The 18,176-nt window shown below is 67.5% G+C and carries 14 protein-coding genes; 5 read left to right on the forward strand and 9 right to left on the reverse strand.

What is annotated here, in order from left to right; all coding sequences use genetic code 11:
* Positions 1 to 4: 4 nt before the first annotated feature.
* From O5M90_RS09435 to kduD, 9 genes are all read right to left on the reverse strand, one after another.
* Positions 5 to 742, reverse strand: coding sequence for a FadR/GntR family transcriptional regulator (locus O5M90_RS09435; RefSeq protein WP_262969891.1), 738 nt, complete (start codon positions 740 to 742; stop codon positions 5 to 7).
* On the reverse strand, positions 739 to 1,569 hold the full coding sequence (gene kdgR, locus O5M90_RS09440) for a DNA-binding transcriptional regulator KdgR (RefSeq protein WP_137940976.1): 831 nt from the start codon (positions 1,567 to 1,569) through the stop codon (positions 739 to 741). Before kdgR ends, O5M90_RS09435 begins: the two co-directional genes overlap by 4 nt.
* Before the next feature lie 30 nt (positions 1,570 to 1,599).
* Complete coding sequence (locus O5M90_RS09445; RefSeq protein ID WP_269838761.1) at positions 1,600 to 3,894, reverse strand: pectinesterase family protein; 2,295 nt, start codon at positions 3,892 to 3,894, stop codon at positions 1,600 to 1,602.
* The gene (locus tag O5M90_RS09450; RefSeq protein ID WP_269838760.1) at positions 3,891 to 5,069 is read right to left on the reverse strand and encodes an oligogalacturonate lyase family protein; all 1,179 of its coding nucleotides are present in this window, start codon (positions 5,067 to 5,069) and stop codon (positions 3,891 to 3,893) included. Before O5M90_RS09450 ends, O5M90_RS09445 begins: the two co-directional genes overlap by 4 nt.
* A gap of 1 nt (position 5,070) precedes the next feature.
* Complete coding sequence (locus O5M90_RS09455) at positions 5,071 to 6,354, reverse strand: ABC transporter substrate-binding protein (RefSeq protein WP_269838759.1); 1,284 nt, start codon at positions 6,352 to 6,354, stop codon at positions 5,071 to 5,073.
* A gap of 7 nt (positions 6,355 to 6,361) precedes the next feature.
* Positions 6,362 to 7,495 carry an ABC transporter ATP-binding protein gene (locus O5M90_RS09460; protein WP_269838758.1) on the reverse strand — a complete coding sequence of 378 codons (1,134 nt, stop codon included), beginning with the start codon at positions 7,493 to 7,495 and terminating at the stop codon, positions 6,362 to 6,364.
* Between the two features lie 30 nt (positions 7,496 to 7,525).
* Positions 7,526 to 8,428, reverse strand: coding sequence for a carbohydrate ABC transporter permease (locus O5M90_RS09465; RefSeq protein WP_137940981.1), 903 nt, complete (start codon positions 8,426 to 8,428; stop codon positions 7,526 to 7,528).
* Positions 8,425 to 9,312 (reverse strand): carbohydrate ABC transporter permease, encoded by an 888-nt coding sequence (locus tag O5M90_RS09470; RefSeq protein WP_137940982.1) that lies wholly within the window; start codon positions 9,310 to 9,312, stop codon positions 8,425 to 8,427. Before O5M90_RS09470 ends, O5M90_RS09465 begins: the two co-directional genes overlap by 4 nt.
* Positions 9,313 to 9,448: 136 nt before the next feature.
* Positions 9,449 to 10,210: a 2-dehydro-3-deoxy-D-gluconate 5-dehydrogenase KduD gene (gene kduD, locus O5M90_RS09475; protein ID WP_137940983.1), complete on the reverse strand. Its 762-nt coding sequence runs from the start codon at positions 10,208 to 10,210 to the stop codon at positions 9,449 to 9,451.
* Positions 10,211 to 10,434: 224 nt separating this feature from the next.
* Between kduD and O5M90_RS09480 the strand changes: the two genes are divergently transcribed.
* The 5 genes from O5M90_RS09480 to O5M90_RS09500 all read left to right on the forward strand — a co-directional run bounded on the left by O5M90_RS09480 (position 10,435) and on the right by O5M90_RS09500 (position 18,037).
* Complete coding sequence (locus O5M90_RS09480) at positions 10,435 to 10,770, forward strand: cupin domain-containing protein (protein ID WP_137940984.1); 336 nt, start codon at positions 10,435 to 10,437, stop codon at positions 10,768 to 10,770.
* A 189-nt stretch (positions 10,771 to 10,959) separates the two neighbouring features.
* Positions 10,960 to 13,809, forward strand: a complete 2,850-nt coding sequence (locus tag O5M90_RS09485; protein WP_269838757.1) for a TonB-dependent receptor — start codon at positions 10,960 to 10,962, stop codon at positions 13,807 to 13,809.
* A 61-nt stretch (positions 13,810 to 13,870) separates the two neighbouring features.
* Positions 13,871 to 14,626 carry a rhamnogalacturonan acetylesterase gene (locus O5M90_RS09490; RefSeq protein ID WP_269838756.1) on the forward strand — a complete coding sequence of 252 codons (756 nt, stop codon included), beginning with the start codon at positions 13,871 to 13,873 and terminating at the stop codon, positions 14,624 to 14,626.
* Between the two features lie 46 nt (positions 14,627 to 14,672).
* The gene (locus O5M90_RS09495) at positions 14,673 to 15,224 is read left to right on the forward strand and encodes a PEP-CTERM sorting domain-containing protein (protein ID WP_269838755.1); all 552 of its coding nucleotides are present in this window, start codon (positions 14,673 to 14,675) and stop codon (positions 15,222 to 15,224) included.
* On the forward strand, positions 15,221 to 18,037 hold the full coding sequence (locus O5M90_RS09500) for a pectate lyase family protein (protein WP_440401990.1): 2,817 nt from the start codon (positions 15,221 to 15,223) through the stop codon (positions 18,035 to 18,037). Before O5M90_RS09495 ends, O5M90_RS09500 begins: the two co-directional genes overlap by 4 nt.
* The last annotated feature ends 139 nt before the right edge of the window (positions 18,038 to 18,176 follow it).

Consider the following 18,176-nt stretch of genomic DNA (forward strand, 5'->3'; position numbering starts at 1 on the left):
GCGACTACTCGCCGCCGGCCGCCGCCAGCGCCGCCCGCCTTCGGCGCTCGCGGCTGTTGGCCAGATGGGTGCGCATCGCCGCGCGGGCGGCCTCGGGGTCCTGGGCGCTGATCGCGTCGAGGATGTGCTGGTGCTCGGCATTGACGCGCGTCAGATAGGCCAGGCGCTCGGCCGGGGCCACGCTGTCCAGGCCCGGCAGGCGTGCGCGCGGGATGCTGGGCGCACCCAGCGTGCCCATCAGCTGCTCGAAATGCGGGTTGCCGGTGGCGCGGGCGATCTCCAGATGGAACTGGAAATCGGCCGCCACCGCATCGCGCCCGGCCTCGGCGGCGGCGGCAAACGCGGCCAGCGCCTCCTGCATCGCGGCCAGCTGGGCCGCGCTGCGGCGCTGCGCGGCCAGCGCCGCCGCCTCGGTCTCGACGCCGATGCGCAGCTCCAGCACCGCGACCACGTCGGTGAGCGTGCCCATCTGATCGGGGGCGATGCGAAACGCCGCGCCCTCGCCCAGGCCCAGCACAAAGGTGCCGATGCCGTGCCGCGTCTCGACCAGGCCGGCGGCCTGCAGCTTGGAGATGGCCTCGCGCACCACGGTGCGGCTGACCTCGAACTCGGCCATGATGGCCGCCTCGGTGGGCAGCTTGTCGCCGGCATTGAGCCGGCCTTCGCGGATGCGATCGCCCAACGCCTCCACGAGGCCCAGGGCCAGGGTCTTGGGGCGCCGTCGGCCGGTGATGGCGTTCAAGTTCGGGCGCGCGCGGCCTTGGCCGGCGGGTCGAGCGGGAACTGCGTGCAGCCCAGCCGCGCCGAGATATCGCGGCTGGCACCTTGCAGCATCGCCACCACCTCGCCCTCCTTGGCCTCGTCGTAGCGGAAGGTCGGGAAGGAGACGCTCAGGCCCGCGATCGGCTGGTTCAGCCGGTCGAAGATGGGCACGCCCAGGCAGCGGATATGGTCGTCAAACTCCTCGCGGTCCTCGCCAAAGCCCTGGGCCTTGACGCGGTCCAGTTCGGCCTGGAAGGCGGCCGGCTCGACGATGGTCTTGTCGCGAAAGCGCTTGAACTCGGCGCCCTGCAGGATGCGCTCGCGGCGCTGCGGATGCTCCCAGGCCATCAGCACCTTGCCGATCGCGGTGCAGTGCAGCGGCGCACGCCGGCCGACGCGCGAATACATGCCCAGCATATGGCGCGAGTCGACCTTGTGGACATAGATGATCTCGCTGTCGATCAAGGTGCCCAGGTGGACCGTCTCGCCAGTGGCGTCGGCCAGCATCTGCATATGGTGCTTGGCCAGATCGATCAGCTCCGGATACTGCAGCGCCTTGGTGCCCAGCTCGAAGGCCTTCATCGTCAGGCCGTAACGCTCGCTGTCGGCCTCCTGGCGCACATAGCCCAGGGTCATCATGGTCTGCAGAAAACGGTAGACCGTGGCCTTGGGCATGGCCAGGCGCACCGACAGATCGGAGATGCCGGTCTCGCTGCGTTCGGACAAGGCCTGCAGGATGGCAAATACCTTGAGCACCGCCGCCACCGATTCGGGCTGCTGCTTGCCGTCGTTCAGATCGTCATCCATGCCGTGTTTCGCTTTGTTTGGTCTGGCGTTTCAATTGTGCTGGATTATCGCCGCGCCGGCCCCGGCACGAACCCGTGCCGCGACCGACTCGACCGGATCCAGCGGCCCGTGCAGACGCGGCTGCCAGCCGACATCGCCGCCCAGCTCGGCCCCGGCGGCGCGCAGCGCGGCGCCCAGGTCCAGCGGCCGGTCGTTGTGCAGCGAGTCGCGGTCGCTGAAGACCTGCCCCTTCAGCACCCGGGCCAGCCGCGCCGCCGGGATCTCCGCCGGGGTTTCCCAGACATTGCGCTCGCTGACGATGCGCGAGGCCAGGCCTATGCCTATCGAGTAGCCATAGGGGTAGTCGCCGTCGCTGCGGGCCACAAACAGATTGTTGTAGAGATGGACCTGGCCGTAGCGCACCCGCGGCGTGCGCTCCATCAGCGCCTCCCAGAAGTTGCGATGCAGGCTCACGCGCAGCCGGCCAGCGTCGCCCGTGTGCCTGTCGCTGCCGCCGATCAGGCTGGTCTTGTCGTGGCGCGAGAAATGGTTCCAGGACACGGTCACGAGGTCGGACTGCTGGGTGATGTCCAGCAGCCCGTCATGGTGCTGCAGGGGCCGGCCCAGCGCGACGCGGGCCTGGCGATCGGTGCGCGCCCCGTCGTCGAAGCTGCAATGGTCTATCCACACATGGGTGGCGCCGCGCAGCGCGACGGTGTCGTACTCCGAGTTCCATTCGCCGGCCGCGCCGTCGAGCGGATCCCAGGCCGGGAAGAAGTCGTAGGCATCGGCGAACTGCAGGCCGCGCAGGATGATGTTGTCCACCTTGTCCAGCAGCAGCATGCCGTTGGCAAAACCGGCGCCCGGCGCGGCGCCGACCAGGGTGGTGTTGGACGGGATGCGCAGCACGACGCGCTGGGCCTGGGCCCGCACCGAGCGCTGGCGCGCCTCCTCCAGCGGCCCCTCGGGCGGCTTGCGGCCCCAGACAGCCGGATCGTAGGCGCGCAGATAGGCTTCGAAGTCGAAGCCCGGATCGCGGTAGTCCTCGTAGCCCAGCGGCCGGCCGGCGGCGTCGCTGCTCAGATCGATGCGAGCCAGCAGGTAGATGATCTTGGGCCGTTGACCGGCCGCCAGCGCGGCCTCCAGCTCGGCGCGGCTGCGCACCCGGTAGACATCGGCCGGCGCGGCCGCAGCGCCGCCGGTGGTGCCGCCCTCGGCGGCCGCCCAGCCCTCGTCCAGCGCCAGGATCTCGCGCCCCCAGTCGCGCGGCGCGGCGCGGTTGCGGTACTCGGCCATGCGGTTCTGCGCGGCATCGAAGGGGCGGCGCGAAGTCGAGCGGGACCAGGGTGCCAGATGCGGCCCCAGCTCGCTGTCGCGTATCAGGGCCTGGCCGTTCGGCGAGATGCCGGCCTGCCAGGCGCCGTGCGCAACCCCATGGTCCCAGGCCCGGCCCAGCGAGATGCGACCCGCGCCGACGCCGGGTTCGGCGCGCAGCCGGCTGTCGATGATCAGGAAGCCATGGACCTGGCCCGGCGGCGTGCTGGGCGCCAAGACATGGCCGCCCTCGCCCGGCGCGCGGCGGCCGGCGCGGCTGAGGATCTCGCTGCGCGCGATCACCAGGCGGGCGTCGCCGAAGATGAAGTCCACATCGCCGGCGATCAGACTGTCGCTGACATGGATGCGGCCGCTGCCCGCCGCATAAAAAGTGTCCTGATGACCCAGCAGGCGCAGGCGCTGCAGCTGGATGCGGTCGCCCCGGGCCAGCAGCGCCACGGCCTGTGCACCGCCGGCCTCGCCAGCACCGGCCGGATAGCCCTGGCCCAGGCGCACCGCGTCCATCGCGTCGTTGGCAATCGTCAGATCGGCCAGCTGCAGATCGTCACCGAACAGCATCGCGCTGGCGCTGCCGGCCGTGCCGTAGCTGGCGCCTTCCTGGTGGGGCGTGCAGGTGTTGATCGCCTGGCCGGCCGGCTTGGGCTGGGCGTTGTAATGGCCGGCCACGATGACGGCACCCGGGTCGCCGTACAAGGTCAGCGGCACCTTGTCGCGCAGACAGACCTGCTCGCGGTAGCTGCCGGGCTTGAGCCGGATGTAGTGGCGCCGACCTTCGCGGGGCAAGGCGTCGAGCGCGGCCTGCAACGTGCGGTGCGTGCCGCTGCCGTCCGCAGCGACGATGAAGTCGGGCGTCCAGGCCCGGGGGTCAAGCGGCTGTGGCTGCCAGCCTTGCAGCCAGTCCTCGACGCGCAGCCGCGCCGCCTGGGCGTCATCGAGCTGGGGCCGCATCGACCCCTGGGCCTGCGCTGCCGCCCCCGCCACGGCCAGCAGCAAAGCAGCGAGCCGCTTCACAGATCGGCCAGGTAGAGCGCGGGCTCGCCCGCTTCCTTGTCGCAGCTGAACAGCACCTGCTTCTCATCGGGCGTGAAGCTCGGATGCGGATGGGTGACCTGGCGGCTGTCCTTGTAGACGTCCCAGCTGCTGTCGTGGCGCGCTATACGTCGAGTGCTAGGCCGGGTCGTGCCGGCCTTCAGGTCGAACAGGTGCAGATAAGGGTCGCCGCTCAGCATCTCGTTGCTGGCTGATGAATCACCGCTGGCCTTGCCGCAACCGTCACCGACGATCAGCGTGCCGTCATGGTTGCTCATCAGGTGTGAGCACTGCGGCATCGCGGTCAGCACCCGGTTCTCCAGCGTGACCGGGTCGAGGCTGCAGATCCAGCGCTCGGGCGAGCTGTGGTCGTAGGACACATAGATCATCGCGCTGCCGTCCGGCACCCAGAACTCGTGGGTACAGCTCTCGCCCTCGCTGTGTTCCTTGCCGCAGCGGCGGTTTGTGCCGTCCTCGTTGATGAACCACATGCGGGCATCGATCAGGTCATGCGGGCCCTCGTGGCAATAGGCCACCGTGTTGTCGTCGAAGGGGCGGTACTGCGGGTGGCCCAACCAGCCGCGCTGCTCGAGAATGATGCTGCGCTCGCCAGTCTTCAGGTCCACGCTGAAGAGCCGGCAGCGCGGCTGCTGATGGAACATCTCGTTGAACTTCTGCCAGGTGTTCAGCGGGAACCAGTCATCGGCATGGATCTCGATGCCGACCATCTTGGTACAGGCGCTGTTGCTGACCCAGGTGCCGTAGCCCACCCAGCCCGGCGGCACCGTGTAGACCACGGCCTCGCTCAGATCGTCCAGGGCCAGGCGGATCAGCTGGCGCTCGGCGCGCACGAAATAGAGGTAGCGGTCATCGGGCGACAGAAAGCCGCCAAAGGTGTTCTCGCCGGGCTGGTCGGTCAGCTGCGTGGCGACCTGCGATTGCAGGTCCAGCAGCTGGTAGTTCCATCTGGGTCCGGGGCCGCCAACATCATCGAAACCACCGGCAAACAGCAGCTTGCTGCCATCGTTGCTGAAGCATTTCTGATAGAAATAGTTGCGATGGCAGGTCACGTCCAGCGGCGTGAGCCGGGTCACCCGGGCGCCGGTGTCGGGATCCTGCTGGCTGACGAAGTTCAGCTGTCTTTCGGTGGCTTTCATCTCACTTGATCCGGTTGAGCAGGGCATTGCCCTCTTCGACCAGGCGCCGCGCGGCCTCCTGGTCTGTGGTCTTGCCATAGGCGACGGTCTCGAAAACCTCGCGCATGAATTTGTGGAAGCGCGCATGCTCGAACAGCTTGGAGGGCATCGGCACCCGGCCGGCCTGGCGTTGCGCCTTGACCTGCTCGTGGGCAGCCAGTTCCAGCGCCGGCAGCTTGCCGGCCTTCAGCAGCAGCTCGAAGCTGTTGGCGGCGGCCGGCACGCCGCGGCTGCGGCCCAGGATCTCGGCGGCCTCGGGGTCGGTCAGCAGGAAGTTGACGAAGCGCGCGGCCAGCTCGGGCTGCTTGCTGTTGCGGCCCACCGCATACATCAGCGTGGGCCGGCCGAACATGCCGCTATTGCCGGCGCCGGGCAGGGTCGGGAAGTCGCCCAGCACCAGCTTTTGCTGCTGGTTCAGGGTGCTGGCGCGCAGCGCGATCACCGAGTCCCAGGTGTAGTTGCCGGCCCAGTTGCCGAGCACCCAGTCCTGCTGCTGCTCGGTGGGCTTCTCGGCGCCGCCCAGGCTGGCGCGCAGCGGCAGCGGCACAGCCACATGCTCGGTGATCAGGCGGCGGTAGGTCTGCACCCATTCCAGCGCGGCGGCCGGGCTCATTGCGACGCGCGGCTGGCTTGGATCGACATAGGGCGTGCCATGCTTTTGCTGCACATAGCTCTGCGCCAGCAGCATCATGTCGTAGAGCTCGCCGTCCAGCGGATAGGCCTTGTCGCCGTACTTAGTCTTGAAGACGCGGCCGGCCGCGAACAGCTCGTCCCAGGTCTTGGGCACCGGCAGCCCGGCGCGCGCCAGCGCCGCCTCGTTCCACAACAGCACGCGGGCGCTGTAGGACACCGGCAAGGCATTGAGCTTGCCGGCCACCCGGCCCAGTTCCAGATCGGCGGCGTCGAACTGATGCAGGGCCAGCTGCGAGCGGTAGGCATCCAGATCGGTGAAGCCGTTGCCGCGCTTGGAGAACATGCCCAGCCAGGCCCAGTTGATCTGCATCACATCGGGCTCGGAGCGGCCGGCGATCTGGGTCGTCAGGCGCTCCAGATAGCCGTTGAAACCCATGTACTCGGCCTTGATCTTGAGGCCGGGGTGGCGGCGCTCGAAGGCGGCGATCGCCTTCAGCGTGGCCTCATGCCGGCCCGCGCCGCCCCACCAGGAAAAACGCAGCACGGTGGTGTCCTGGGCCCAGGCCGGCAGGGACAGCACCAGCGCGGCCGCGATGACAACAAGCTTTCTCATCGTCATGTCAGAGCAGCAGGTTGGCGCCGCTGGCGGCGTCGAAGAGATGGGCCTGGTTGAGCTGCAGCCAGAAGGCGTGGGCGGTGCCGCGCGTCTTCTCACCCAGGCCCCCCAGTTGATCGGCCGGCACGCGGGCCGTCATCGGCACCGTGCCGATATCGAAGTGCACGAACACCTCGCTGCCCATATGTTCCATGAAGCGCAGCGTGCTGGGCACCTCGACGCTGCCGGGTCGCGGCAGCGAGGACACATGCTCGGGCCGCAGGCCGAACTTGATGGCCGCGCCCTGGCCCCCGTTGCGCTGAACAAGTTTGGCCGCCTTGACCTCGGGCAGCGGCAAGACCTGGCCCCCGATCGCGATGGCCAAGCCGGCGCCCTGGCTCTGCAGGGTGGCATCGTGGATATTCATCTCGGGCGAGCCGATGAAGCTGGCGACAAAGGCATTGGCCGGGCGGTCGTACAGCGCGGTGGGTGTGTCGACCTGCTGGATCACGCCTTCCTTGAGCACGCAGATGCGCTCGCCCATGGTCATTGCCTCGACCTGGTCGTGGGTCACATAGATGGTGGTGGCCGGCTGGCCCGACTCGCGCAGCGTGCGGTGCAACTCGGTCAGCCGCACCCGCATCGCGGCGCGCAGCTTGGCGTCCAGATTGGACAGCGGCTCGTCGAACAGAAAGACCTCGGGCTTCTTGACGATGGCCCGGCCCACCGCCACGCGCTGGGCCTGGCCGCCGCTGAGCTGCTTGGGGTAGCGGTCCAGCAGGTGCTCCATCTCCAGCAGCTGGGCGGCATGGCGCACACGCTGGTCGAGCTCGGCCTTGGGCGTGCCGGCCAGCTTCAGGCCGAAGGCCAGGTTGTCGTAGACCTTCATATGCGGGTAGAGCGCATAGTTCTGGAACACCATCGCGATGCCGCGCTGCTTGGGTGCCAGCTCGTTGACCCGCTGCTCGCCAATCCGCAGCTCGCCGCCGCTGATGGTCTCCAGGCCGGCGATCATGCGCAGCAGAGTGCTCTTGGCGCAGCCGGAGGGACCGACAAAGACCATGAACTCGCCGTCGCGCACTTCCAGATCGACCCCGTGCACGGCCTTGAAGCCATTGGGGTAGACCTTCTCGATTTTCTTCAGGCTTAGCTGCGCCACTGTCGTCTCCGAATCATTTGTAGTTCTGTGTCAGCCCTTGACGCCGCTCGAGGTGGCGCCTTCGATGAAGTGCTTCTGCGCCGCAAAGAACACCAGCACCGAGGGAATCAGCGCGACGACCGAGATCGCGATGACGTTGGCCCATTCGACCTCCTCGGTCGCGCCTATGCTCATCTTCAGCGCCAGCGAAACCGGGTACTTCTCGACCGAGGCCAGATAGATCAACGGGCCCATGAAGTCGTTCATGGTCCAGATGAACTGGAACACGATGACCGAGATGATGGCGGGCTTGAGCAGCGGCACGATGATGTGCCAGAGCAACTGCCAGGCGTTGCAGCCGTCGATCTGGGCCGCCTCTTCCATATCGCGCGGGATGCCGCGCAGGAACTGCACCAGCAGGAAGACGAAGAAGGTGTCGGTGGCAAAGGCCGAAGGGATGATCAGCGGCAGATAGGAATCGAGCCAGCCGATCTCGCGGAACATCAGGTACTGCGGCAGCCGCAGCACGATCAGCGGCAGCATCATCGTGCCTATCATGATGGAGAACAGCAGCTTCTTGCCCCAGAACTCGAAGCGGGCAAAGGCATAGGCCACCAGCACGCAGGAGATCACGGTCACGATGATGCGGGGGATCGCGATCAAGAAGCTGTTCAGGAAGTAGGTCGCGAAGGTGTATTCGGTGCTGGTCTTCCAGCCCTTGGCATAGGCGCCGAAGTCCAGGCGGCTGGGCCAGAAGCCGGCCTCGGTGAAGATCTCGGCATTGCTCTTGAACGAGGCCCCGATCAGCCACAGCATCGGGTACAGCATCACGAAGGCCACCGCGATCAGCGCCACATAGCGCAGCCAGGGGTTGCCACGGTCGCGGGCGAGCGCTAGCGGCGCCGGGGCCAGCTTGCCGGCTCCGGGCAGGGGTTTGGCGTCGGCGCGGCTCATCGCTTGCTCTCCTTCTCGCCGGAGTAGAAGACCCAGTACTTGGAGCTCCAGAACGACAGTGCCGCCAGACCGCCGACCAGGGCGAACAGCACCCAGGAGAGCGCCGCGCCATAGCCCAGATTGAAGAAGCGGAAGCTCTGGTCGTAGATGTAGAGCGCCAGCACATAGGTCGAGTGCAGCGGGCCGCCCTCGGTGATCGCATAGGGGCCGTTGAACTCCTGGAAGGCGTGCACCATCTGCATGATCATGTTGAAGAAGATCACCGGCGTGATCAGCGGCACCGTGATCTTCCAGAACTGCTGGCTCTTGCTGGCGCCGTCGCATTCGGCCGCCTCGTACAGCGAGACCGAGACGTTCTGCAGCGCCGCCAGGAAGATCACCATGGCCGAGCCGAACTGCCAGGTGAACAGCAGCACGATGGTCCACATCGAGTAGTGCTCGTCGGCCAGCCAGGCGATAGGCTCGATGCCCAGCTTGATCAGCACCAGATTGACCAGGCCGTTCTTCGCGAAGATGAAGCGCCACAGCACCGCCACCGCGATCGAGCCGCCGAGGATGGAGGGGATGTAGAAGGCGGCGCGGAAGAAGTTGATGCCGCGCAGCTTGAAGTTCAGGACATGGGCGATGAACAGCGCGAAGCCCACGCGCAGCGGCACGGCCAGCAGCGCGAACAGCAGGGTCACGCCCAGCGATTTTCGAAACAGCGGATCGTCGCCGGCCAGCTCGCGGTAGTTCTGCAGCCCGACGAACTCGGGCGGGTCGATCAGGTCGTACTGCGTGAAGCTGAGCGCGAAGCTCATCACGAAGGGGAAGAGCTTGAACAAGAGCACGCCTAGCACGAATGGCAGGACGAACAGCAAGCCCAGCTTTTTGTTCTCATACATGCACCGAGTCTCCGGCGGTGACATTCAAACCTTGCTGCGACCGCTGGTCTTCGCCAGCAGAGCCCGCGGATCCGGCTTTGCCGGTCCGCTGGGCTCGCCCCCTGGAGGGGGTGGCGCGCAGCGCCTCGGGGGGGCCTTACCTTGCCAGCCAGCCGCCGTCGACGGCCACGGTGTAGCCGTTGACGTAATCGGACGCCTGCGAGGCCAGGAAGACCACCGGGCCGGCCAGATCATCCGGCACGCCCCAGCGCCCGGCCGGGATGCGATCAAGGATGGCGGCATTGCGGCCCTCGTCGGCGCGCAGCGCGGCGGTGTTGTTGGTGGCCATATAGCCGGGCGCGATCGCATTGACGTTGATGCGCTGCGAGGCCCATTCATTGGCCATCAGCCGCGTGATGCCCATCACGCCGCTCTTGCTGGCCGTGTACGAGGGCACGCGCACGCCGCCCTGGTAGGACAGCATCGAGGCCACATTGATGATCTTGCCGCCGCTGCCCTGGGCGATGTACTGGCGCGCCACGGCCTGCGAGAAGAAGAACACCGTCTTCAGGTTCAGGTCGATGACATCGTCCCAGTCTTTCTCGCTGAACTTGATCGCATCCTCGCGGCGGATGATGCCGGCGTTGTTGACCAGGATATCGACCCGCCCGCCAAAGCTCCTGGCCTCGCCGACCAGGCCTTCCAGACAGCTGATGTCGGACAGATTGGCACGCAGGTCGAGGAAGCGGCGACCCAGTGCCTGGACCTGCTCGCGGGTCTCGTCGGGTTCGGACACGTTGACGCCGACGATGTCGGCGCCGGCCTGGGCCAGCGCCCGGGCCATGCCCTGGCCCAAGCCGGTGTTGCAGCCGGTCACGATGGCGACGCGGCCTTGCAGATGGAAGTTGTCCAGAATCATGTGCTGTCTCGCTGATTTCTGACGCGCTGAACAGGCGTCTCGGCATGCCCCTGGGGGCTCAATGGCCGCTAGCCTAACGCAGCTCGGGACTTTCCCGGAATTATGGTTTCTATTTAGTGAACCGATGTTTCATTTATTTGCGTCAGCGCTATAGTAGCTGCAAATCGATGTTTCAGACATCACACCGCGCCCGGGCTTTCGGGTGGAGACAGCGGAGCCAAGAGATGAGCAGCAGTTACTTCGACAACGACGCCACGCCCTGGACCGAGCTGGGCGAGGGCATACGGCGCAAGATCGTCGGCCACACGCCGGAGCTGATGTCGGTGCTGGTGCAGTTCGACCGGGGCGCCATCGGCACCCCGCACGCCCATGACGCCCATGACCAGATCGCCTATGTGATCGCCGGCTCCTTCGAGGCCGAGGTGGCCGGGGTCAAGCGCATCCTGAAAGTCGGCGACGCTTTCATCGCCCCCCGCCTGCACACCCACGGCGTGGTGGCTCTTGAAGCCGGCAGCACCCTGCTGGACCAGTTCTCCCCCCGCCGCGAGGACTACCTCTAAGTCGCTCGAGGTTCAGCGGTCGCCGCACTGCAGCGCGCGGCCGCCCCGTCAAGAGGCGCCCTGCGCGCGCCGCTGTCATCCCATCTCAGACCGAGCTACGGGCACAGAACCCGCAGCGGTCGGTGAATGCCAAGCCGTGCCCTGCTCGCATCGGGCGAGCCGCGCCAAAAATCAATAGGAGACTAGACCATGCAAACCCGCCACAGGCTCAAGCAGCCGCGACTGTCCAAACTGGCCGCCTGCCTCTTGGGCTCCACCAGCCTGCTTGCCGCTGCCCAGAGCGCCGCGCCTGCCGCCCAGCCGCAGGCGATGGAGACCGTGGTCGTCACCGGCTTGCGCGCCTCGCTGGAGAGTGCCTTGCGTGCCAAGCGCGATGACAAGGGCATCGTCGATGTCATCAAGGCTGAAGACATCGCCAAGTTTCCCGACACCAATCTGGCCGAGTCGCTGCAGCGCGTGCCCGGCGTCGTGATCGATCGCGATGCCGGCGAGGGCCGCAGCATCACGGTGCGCGGCCTGGGCGCCGATTTCACCCGCGTGCGCATCAATGGCATCGAGGCGCTGGCCACTACCGGCGGCACCGACAGCTCGGGCGGTGCCAACCGCTCGCGCGGTTTCGACTTCAACGTCTTCGCCTCCGAACTCTTCAACAGCATCACGGTACGCAAGAGCGCCTCGGCCGATGTCGACGAGGGCTCGCTGGGCGCGACCGTGGATCTGCAGGCGGCGCGCCCCTTCGACTTCAAACCCGGCTTCACCGCGACCGGATCGGCCCAGGGGCGCTACAACGATATGTCCGGCAAGACCACGCCGCGCGTCGCGGGCCTGCTGTCCTATACCGACGAGAACCGTCGCTTCGGCCTGCTGATGTCGGTCGCCTACTCCGAGCGCAAGGTGCTGGAAGAAGGCTTCTCGACGGTGCGCTGGGCCAACGGTGTCAGCAGCCAGGGCCTGTTCGCCGCGGCCGGCTCCGACGCCGCCGCCTTGGCCGCGTCCAACAATGCCGCCAACTTCCACCCACGCCTGCCCCGCTACGGCCGGCTGACGCACGACCAGGACCGTCTCGGCGTCACCAGCGCGATACAGTTCCGGCCCGGCGAGAACACGCTGGTGTCCGCCGACATCATGTATGCCAAGCTGGAAGCGACGCGCCAGGAAGACTTCCTGCAGGCCATCTCCTTCAGCCGCACCGGCACCAACGGCAAGCCGCAGACCAGCGTGCTGGAAGCCAAGTACGACGCCTCGGGAGAGCTGGTGCGCGGCGTCTACAACGGGGTGGACATTCGCTCCGAGTCCCGTTTCGACCGCCTGTTCACCGAGTATGTGCAGCCGACCCTGAGCGTCGATCACGACTTCAGCGACACGCTGCGCCTGAGCGTCAAGATGGGCCAGAGCAAGAGCCGCTTCCGCAACCCGGTGCAGACCACCACCACACTGGACGCGAACAACGTCAATGGCTACACCATCGACTTCAGCGGCAACGACCGCCTGCCGGCCATCAGCTATCCGATCTCCGTCACCTCGCTGACACCCGGCGGCCTGGGTTTCGTCACCGCCGCTGCGGGCGCGGCCACGGTGCCCGGCACCCTGGTCAGCAGCGAGATACGCATCCGTCCGCTCGGCGCCACCAACCGCAGCGACAACGGCCAGGTCGACCTGAGCTGGGATCTGGTGCCCTCCCGCTACACCGCCAAGGCCGGCATCAGCTACAAGCGCTTCTCCTTCGACACCTTCGAGTTCCGTCGCACCAACGAGACGGTGATGTACGCGCCGCCCGCCGGTGTCAGCGCCAGCAGCCTGACCACCATGCTGACCGGCTTCGGCAAGGAGCTGGGCCTGCCCGCTGGCGTGCCGACCGCCTGGCTGATCCCCAACCTCAATGCCATCTCTGCGGCCTACGACATCTACTGCAACTGCCTGAAGAGCGGACCGGCCGGCGGCCCCGGCGACTTCCGCCTGACATCGATCACCAACGGCAGCGCGCGCGGCAACAACTTTGGCGCCACCGAGAAGGACGAGGGTGCCTACCTGATGATGGAGTTCAATGAGAAGGTCTCGAGCTTCCCGGTGCGGGGCAATGTCGGGGTCCGCTATGTGCGCACCGCGCAGACCGCCTCCGGCTACGACTCGGTGGGCGGCGGCACCCCGACCCAGGAATCGCAGAACTACAGCGATGTGCTGCCCTCGCTGAACCTGGCCGTCAACCTGTCCCGTGACGTGATACTGCGTGCGGCGGCGGCCAAGGTCATGGCCCGCCCTCGGCTGAATGACCTGAACCCCGGCATGTCGCTGAACACGGCCAACCAGACCATCACGGCGGGCAACCCCGGCCTCAAGCCCTACCGCGCCAAGACCCTGGACATCAACGGCGAGTGGTACTTCAGCCGCGACGGCTTCCTGGGCCTGGGCCTGTTCTACAAGGACATCGACACCTATATCCAGAGCCTGCGAGGCAGCGCCCGCTACGGCGATACCGGTCTGCCGCTCGCCTCGCTGCCCAACTCGCAATCGGCCGACACGGTCTACGCGATCACGACCCCGATCAATACCGAGGGCGGATCGCTGCAGGGCCTGGAGCTGAACTGGCAACAGCCCTTCAGCTTCCTGCCCGGCATTTGGCGCAATACCGGGATGCAGTTCAACTACACCTACGTCAAGTCGGATGTCACCTATCGCGACAGCGGGGCCAACAACGCCACCATCGTCGACGACCTGATCGGACTGTCACCGCGCTCGGCCAACCTGTCGCTGTACTACGACGACGGCCGCTTCAGCGCCCGCGTCTCCACGTCCTACCGATCCGCCTTCCTGACCCGGGTCCCCGGTCAGAACAACAACGATGTGGAAGGCACCAATGCCGCAGTGAACGTGGACCTCTCGCTCAACTACAAATGGGATGACCGCCTCACACTGACCTTCGAGGGTACCAATCTGAACAACCGGGCGAAGGACCAGTTCGTCAGCCGGGCCCGCAACAGCCCGGTGGTCTACAACATCACCGGCCGCGAGTTCCTGCTGGGCGCTCGCTACAAGTTCTGAGCCAGTGCCAAAACCGGGCCAGGCCCGGTTTTTTTTCGTCCCTGTTCAGGAGCGATACGCGATGAAGAGAACCGCTCTCGTCGGCCTGGCGATGTGCTGGCTGGCATCGATGGCCCAGGCCGAGGGCCTCCTGATCCTGGTCGGCGACTCGACGATGGCGCCGCGCAGCGGCTATGGGGACGCGTTGTGCGCCCGCTTCAAACCCGGGCTGCAATGCCTGAACCTGGCGCGCGGCGGCCGCAGCTCCGGCTCCTTCCGTGCCGAAGGCCTGTGGGAGCAGGTGCTGGAACTGCTGCGCGAGCCGGAGGGCCGGCGCAGCCATGTGCTGATCCAGTTCGGCCACAACGACCAGCCCGGCAAGCCCGGTCGCTCCACCGATCTGGTGCATGACTTCCCGGCCAACCTGGCCCGCTATGTCGACGAGGTGCGCGCCGCCGGTGCCACGCCGGTGTTGCTGACCCCGCTGACCCGGCGCAGCTTTCGCGGCCCCTGGCTGCATGACGACCTCGCGCCCTGGGCCGCCGCCACCCGGCGCGTGGCCGCCGACAAGCAGGTCGCGCTGCTGGACCTGCACGGGCTCAGCCGCGCGGCGGTCCAGGCCATGGGCGAGGCCGAGGCCGACACGCTGGCGATGGCGGCCAAGCCCGCGCCCGGTGCGCCCATCCACCCGGCGACCGCGGCCGAGCGCGCCGGCGCCGCCAATCCCGTGTTCGACCGCACCCATCTGGGCGACAAGGGGGCGCGGCTGTTCGCATCCATGGTCGCCCGGCAGCTGCAAGACCTGGCCCCCGAGCTGGGCGCGCAGCTGCTGCCCTGAGTTCTTCCCCACAACAAGCCGCTCGACGGCATCGGAGACAAAGCGCATGAGACCTCTTCTTCTGAAATGCCTGCTCGCCTGCTTGCTAGCACCGGGCGCCGCCCTGGCCCAGACCACCGTGACCGCGCTGCTCGACGGCCAGCCCAGCCTGCTCGGCTGGGACCAGGGCTACCAGAGCGGCGCCGGCAGCCATATCGCCACGCTCAGCGACAGCGAGCTGGAATACCTCAGCGCCGACAACGCGCTGGCCATCGATCTGTTCAGCAACGGCCTGATCCGCTTCTACGACAACAGCGGCAGCGGCAGCATGGCCGGCGCGACGCTGAGCCTGGACTTCGCCGGACTGGGCGCCGCGATCAGCGGCATCACACTCAGCGAGAGCAGCCAGCTCAGCAGCGGCACCGTCACCGCGACGCTGTTGGGGCTCAGCAGCGTCAGCATCAGCTTCGGCGACCTGGGCTTCACGCACGACGCCTACCCCACTTTCGAGCTGCAGCTGAGTCTGGCCCCGGTGCCGGAGCCGGCCAGCATCGCGCTGCTGGCCGCCGGCCTTGTCGGGCTGGCCGCACTGCGTCGCCGTCAGGGAGGCCAGGCATGAGCAAGAAGCACGTTCTCGCCCTGCTGCCGCTGCTATCCCTGTTCTCGGTGCTGCAGGCCGGCGCGGTTGACATGGCCCAGCAGGCCGCGCCCGCGGACGGCTGGGGCGCCGGCACCGTGGGCGGCGCTGCCGCAACACCCGAGCGCATCTACACGGTCAGCAGCCGCGCCGAGCTGCTGGCCGCGCTGGCCAATGGCGGCAATCTGGCCAAGATCATCAAGGTGGCCGGCACCATAGACATGAGCGAGGGCCGGCCTTTCAGCAACGCCGCCGATCAGAAGGCCCGCGCCCGCATCAAGCTGCCCAGCCACACCACCCTGGTCGGCGAGGGTCCGGGGGCCGGCTTTGTCAACGGCCATATCGACATCAGCGGCGTCAGCCAGGTGATCGTGCGCAATCTGCACATCGTCGCCCCCTGCGATGTGGCGCCCGTCTGGGATCCGAGCGACGGCGCCCTGGGCAACTGGAACTCGGCCTATGACGCAATCGCGATCACAACGGCCACCCAGGTCTGGATCGACCACAACACCATCACCGACGCACCGCTGACCGACGACCAGCTGCCCATAGAAAACGGCAAGCTCAGGCAATGCCATGACGGCGCGATCGACATCACCAAGGGCGCCGACCTAGTCACGCTGTCCTACAACCTCGTCAGCCAGCATGACAAGACCATGCTGATCGGCGGCTCCGACAGCCAGACCAGCGATGCCGGCAAGCTGCGCGTGACGATCGCCAACAATGTGTTCAGCGGCGTCAGCCAGCGCGTGCCGCGCGTGCGCTTCGGCCAGGTCCATCTGTTCAACAACGTCTTCACCGGCAGCAAGAGCGCCAGCCCCTACGCCCACAGCTACAGCGTCGGCATCGGCAAGGCCGCGCAAGTCCTGTCGCACAGCAATGTCTTCGTGATCGAGGGCGCGGCCGGCTGCGACGCGCTGGTCAGCCATCCCAGCGCCGACCGCAGCGGCGGCTTCAAGGACAGCGGCTCCACGCTCAACAACGCGGCGCTGGGCGCCTGCAGCGTGGCCAGCGCGCCGGTCGCCTGGGCGCCGCCCTACGCCTACAAGCCCCGGCCCGCGGTCCTCGCCAAGGCCAATGCGCTGGCCCAGGCCGGCGCCGGCAAGCTGACGACCCAGATCAGCGGCTCTGGCAATGTCGACGATGTGGCCGGCACCCAGGTCCCGGCAGCCCAGGAGACCGGCGTGCCCACCGACACCCGGCTCGCGCTGGCCTTCGATGCGCCGCCGCTGATCGGCAGCAGCGGCCTGATCCAGATCCGCCGCGCCAGCGACGATGCGCTGGTCGACAGCCTGGACCTCTCCACCGCCCCCTCGGCCGGCGACACCCAGACCCTGCTGGCGCGGACCAATCTGGAGATCGATGCGCTGGGCCTGGGCGCGATGCCCGAGAACCCGGCGCTGGCCCGCTGGGTCTGGTACCGGCCGCTCAGCGTGCAGGGCAGCAAGGCCCTGGTCAAGCTGCGCAGCGGCAAGCTGGACTTCAGCACCGCCTACTACGTGACCATGGACGCCGCCGTGCTGAGCGGCACGATCAAGGGCACGCCCTTTGCCGGCATAGCCAAGGCCGATGGCTGGCGCTTCACGACCCGCGCCGCGCCGAGCAGCTACACCCAGGTCCGCGTCGACGACGGCGGCAGCGCGGCCGACTTCCGCACGCTGCAGGGCGCGCTGAACTGGGTCATGAAACACTGCGCCACCGGCAGCCCGGCCGACTACGGCTGCAACACCGTGGCCACGCCCAAGACCATAGAGATCGCCAACGGCCACTATCCTGAATTGGCCGTGCTGCGGCGTGTCCACAACCTGAGCCTGGTCGGCGAGAGCCGCGAAGGCGTGGTGGTCGGCGAGGCCAATTTCGAGTCGCTCAACGCCGGCAGCGGCGCCAGCACTGCGACACCCGGCACGGCGCTGTCCAGCTCGGGCCGCACGGCAGGCCACCGCGTGCTGGGCGGCGGACGCTCGGTGCTGCTGGTCGAGAGCGCTGACCTGCTGAGCCTCATCAACTTCACGCTGAAGAACCCGCACGAGCGCAGCACGCTCTACGACAACCAGGCCGAGGCCCTGTACTTCAACACCAGCACGACGGCCGCTGCCGGCCGCCTGGTCGCCAAGCAGATGAACTTCATCAGCCAGCAGGACACCTTGCAGCTCAAGGGCTACAACTGGATCTACCAGTCCCTGGTCGAGGGCAATGTGGACTTCATCTGGGGCGGTGCGATGGCCAGCCTGTTCGAGGACAGCGAGATCCGCTCGGTGGCCGACCCCGCCAGCAACTCGCCCGGCTACATCCTGCAGGCCCGCGCCACCGCCGGAGACAAGGGCTTTGTGTTCCTGAACAGCCGCCTCACCGCCGGCCCCGGCGTCACACAAGCCTATCTGGCCCGCAGCGGCGGCACCGCGTCGAGCGCCTATGTCGACAATATCGCCTTCGTCAACAGCCGCATCGGCGCCCACATCCTGCCGATCGGCTGGTGTGTCGGCAGCGGCAGCAGCAAGACCGGCCAGGGCACGGGCGGCTGCGGCAGCAATCCGCCCCCCTGGGCCGGCGGCAGCGATGGCGGCGCGAGCGACACGGCGGGCTGGCGCGAGATCGGCAGCCTGGACCTGGATGGCGCGCCGCTGGACCTGAGCGCCAGACTGGGCAGCGCGACCGTCAAGCTCGGCGGCACCGACAAGACGGTGCTGCTGGCCAAGCAGTTGGGCAGCGACGCCGGCCTGAGCAGCCGCGCCGAGATCTTCCACAACTCCACCATCGCGACGGGCGCGCCGGGGGGGTGGGCGCCGCTGCCCTGAGTGGCTCTTGGCCGATGCGGGCCGGGCCTGTGGCGCAGCCAATTGCCGACCAGGCTGATCCGGCCGGTATGGCAGGGCTGGCCGGCCACGGTCACCAAGGGATCGCGGAATCAGTCATGCGGCGAGCGCCATCGATCGA

This window comes from Paucibacter sp. M5-1, assembly GCF_027498415.2.
Lineage (GTDB): Bacteria > Pseudomonadota > Gammaproteobacteria > Burkholderiales > Burkholderiaceae_C > Roseateles_E.

Excerpts from the sequence above, each read along its gene's own strand:
- kdgR (WP_137940976.1), bottom strand. The coding sequence starts at position 1,569 with ATGGATGACGATCTGAACGACGGCAAGCAGCAGCCCGAATCGGTGGCG.
- O5M90_RS09450 (WP_269838760.1), bottom strand. The coding sequence starts at position 5,069 with ATGAAAGCCACCGAAAGACAGCTGAACTTCGTCAGCCAGCAGGATCCC.
- O5M90_RS09455 (WP_269838759.1), bottom strand. The coding sequence starts at position 6,354 with ATGAGAAAGCTTGTTGTCATCGCGGCCGCGCTGGTGCTGTCCCTGCCG.
- O5M90_RS09465 (WP_137940981.1), bottom strand. The coding sequence starts at position 8,428 with ATGAGCCGCGCCGACGCCAAACCCCTGCCCGGAGCCGGCAAGCTGGCC.
- O5M90_RS09470 (WP_137940982.1), bottom strand. The coding sequence starts at position 9,312 with ATGTATGAGAACAAAAAGCTGGGCTTGCTGTTCGTCCTGCCATTCGTG.
- kduD (WP_137940983.1), bottom strand. The coding sequence starts at position 10,210 with ATGATTCTGGACAACTTCCATCTGCAAGGCCGCGTCGCCATCGTGACC.
- O5M90_RS09480 (WP_137940984.1), top strand. The coding sequence starts at position 10,435 with ATGAGCAGCAGTTACTTCGACAACGACGCCACGCCCTGGACCGAGCTG.
- O5M90_RS09485 (WP_269838757.1), top strand. The coding sequence starts at position 10,960 with ATGCAAACCCGCCACAGGCTCAAGCAGCCGCGACTGTCCAAACTGGCC.
- O5M90_RS09490 (WP_269838756.1), top strand. The coding sequence starts at position 13,871 with ATGAAGAGAACCGCTCTCGTCGGCCTGGCGATGTGCTGGCTGGCATCG.
- O5M90_RS09495 (WP_269838755.1), top strand. The coding sequence starts at position 14,673 with ATGAGACCTCTTCTTCTGAAATGCCTGCTCGCCTGCTTGCTAGCACCG.
- O5M90_RS09500 (WP_440401990.1), top strand. The coding sequence starts at position 15,221 with ATGAGCAAGAAGCACGTTCTCGCCCTGCTGCCGCTGCTATCCCTGTTC.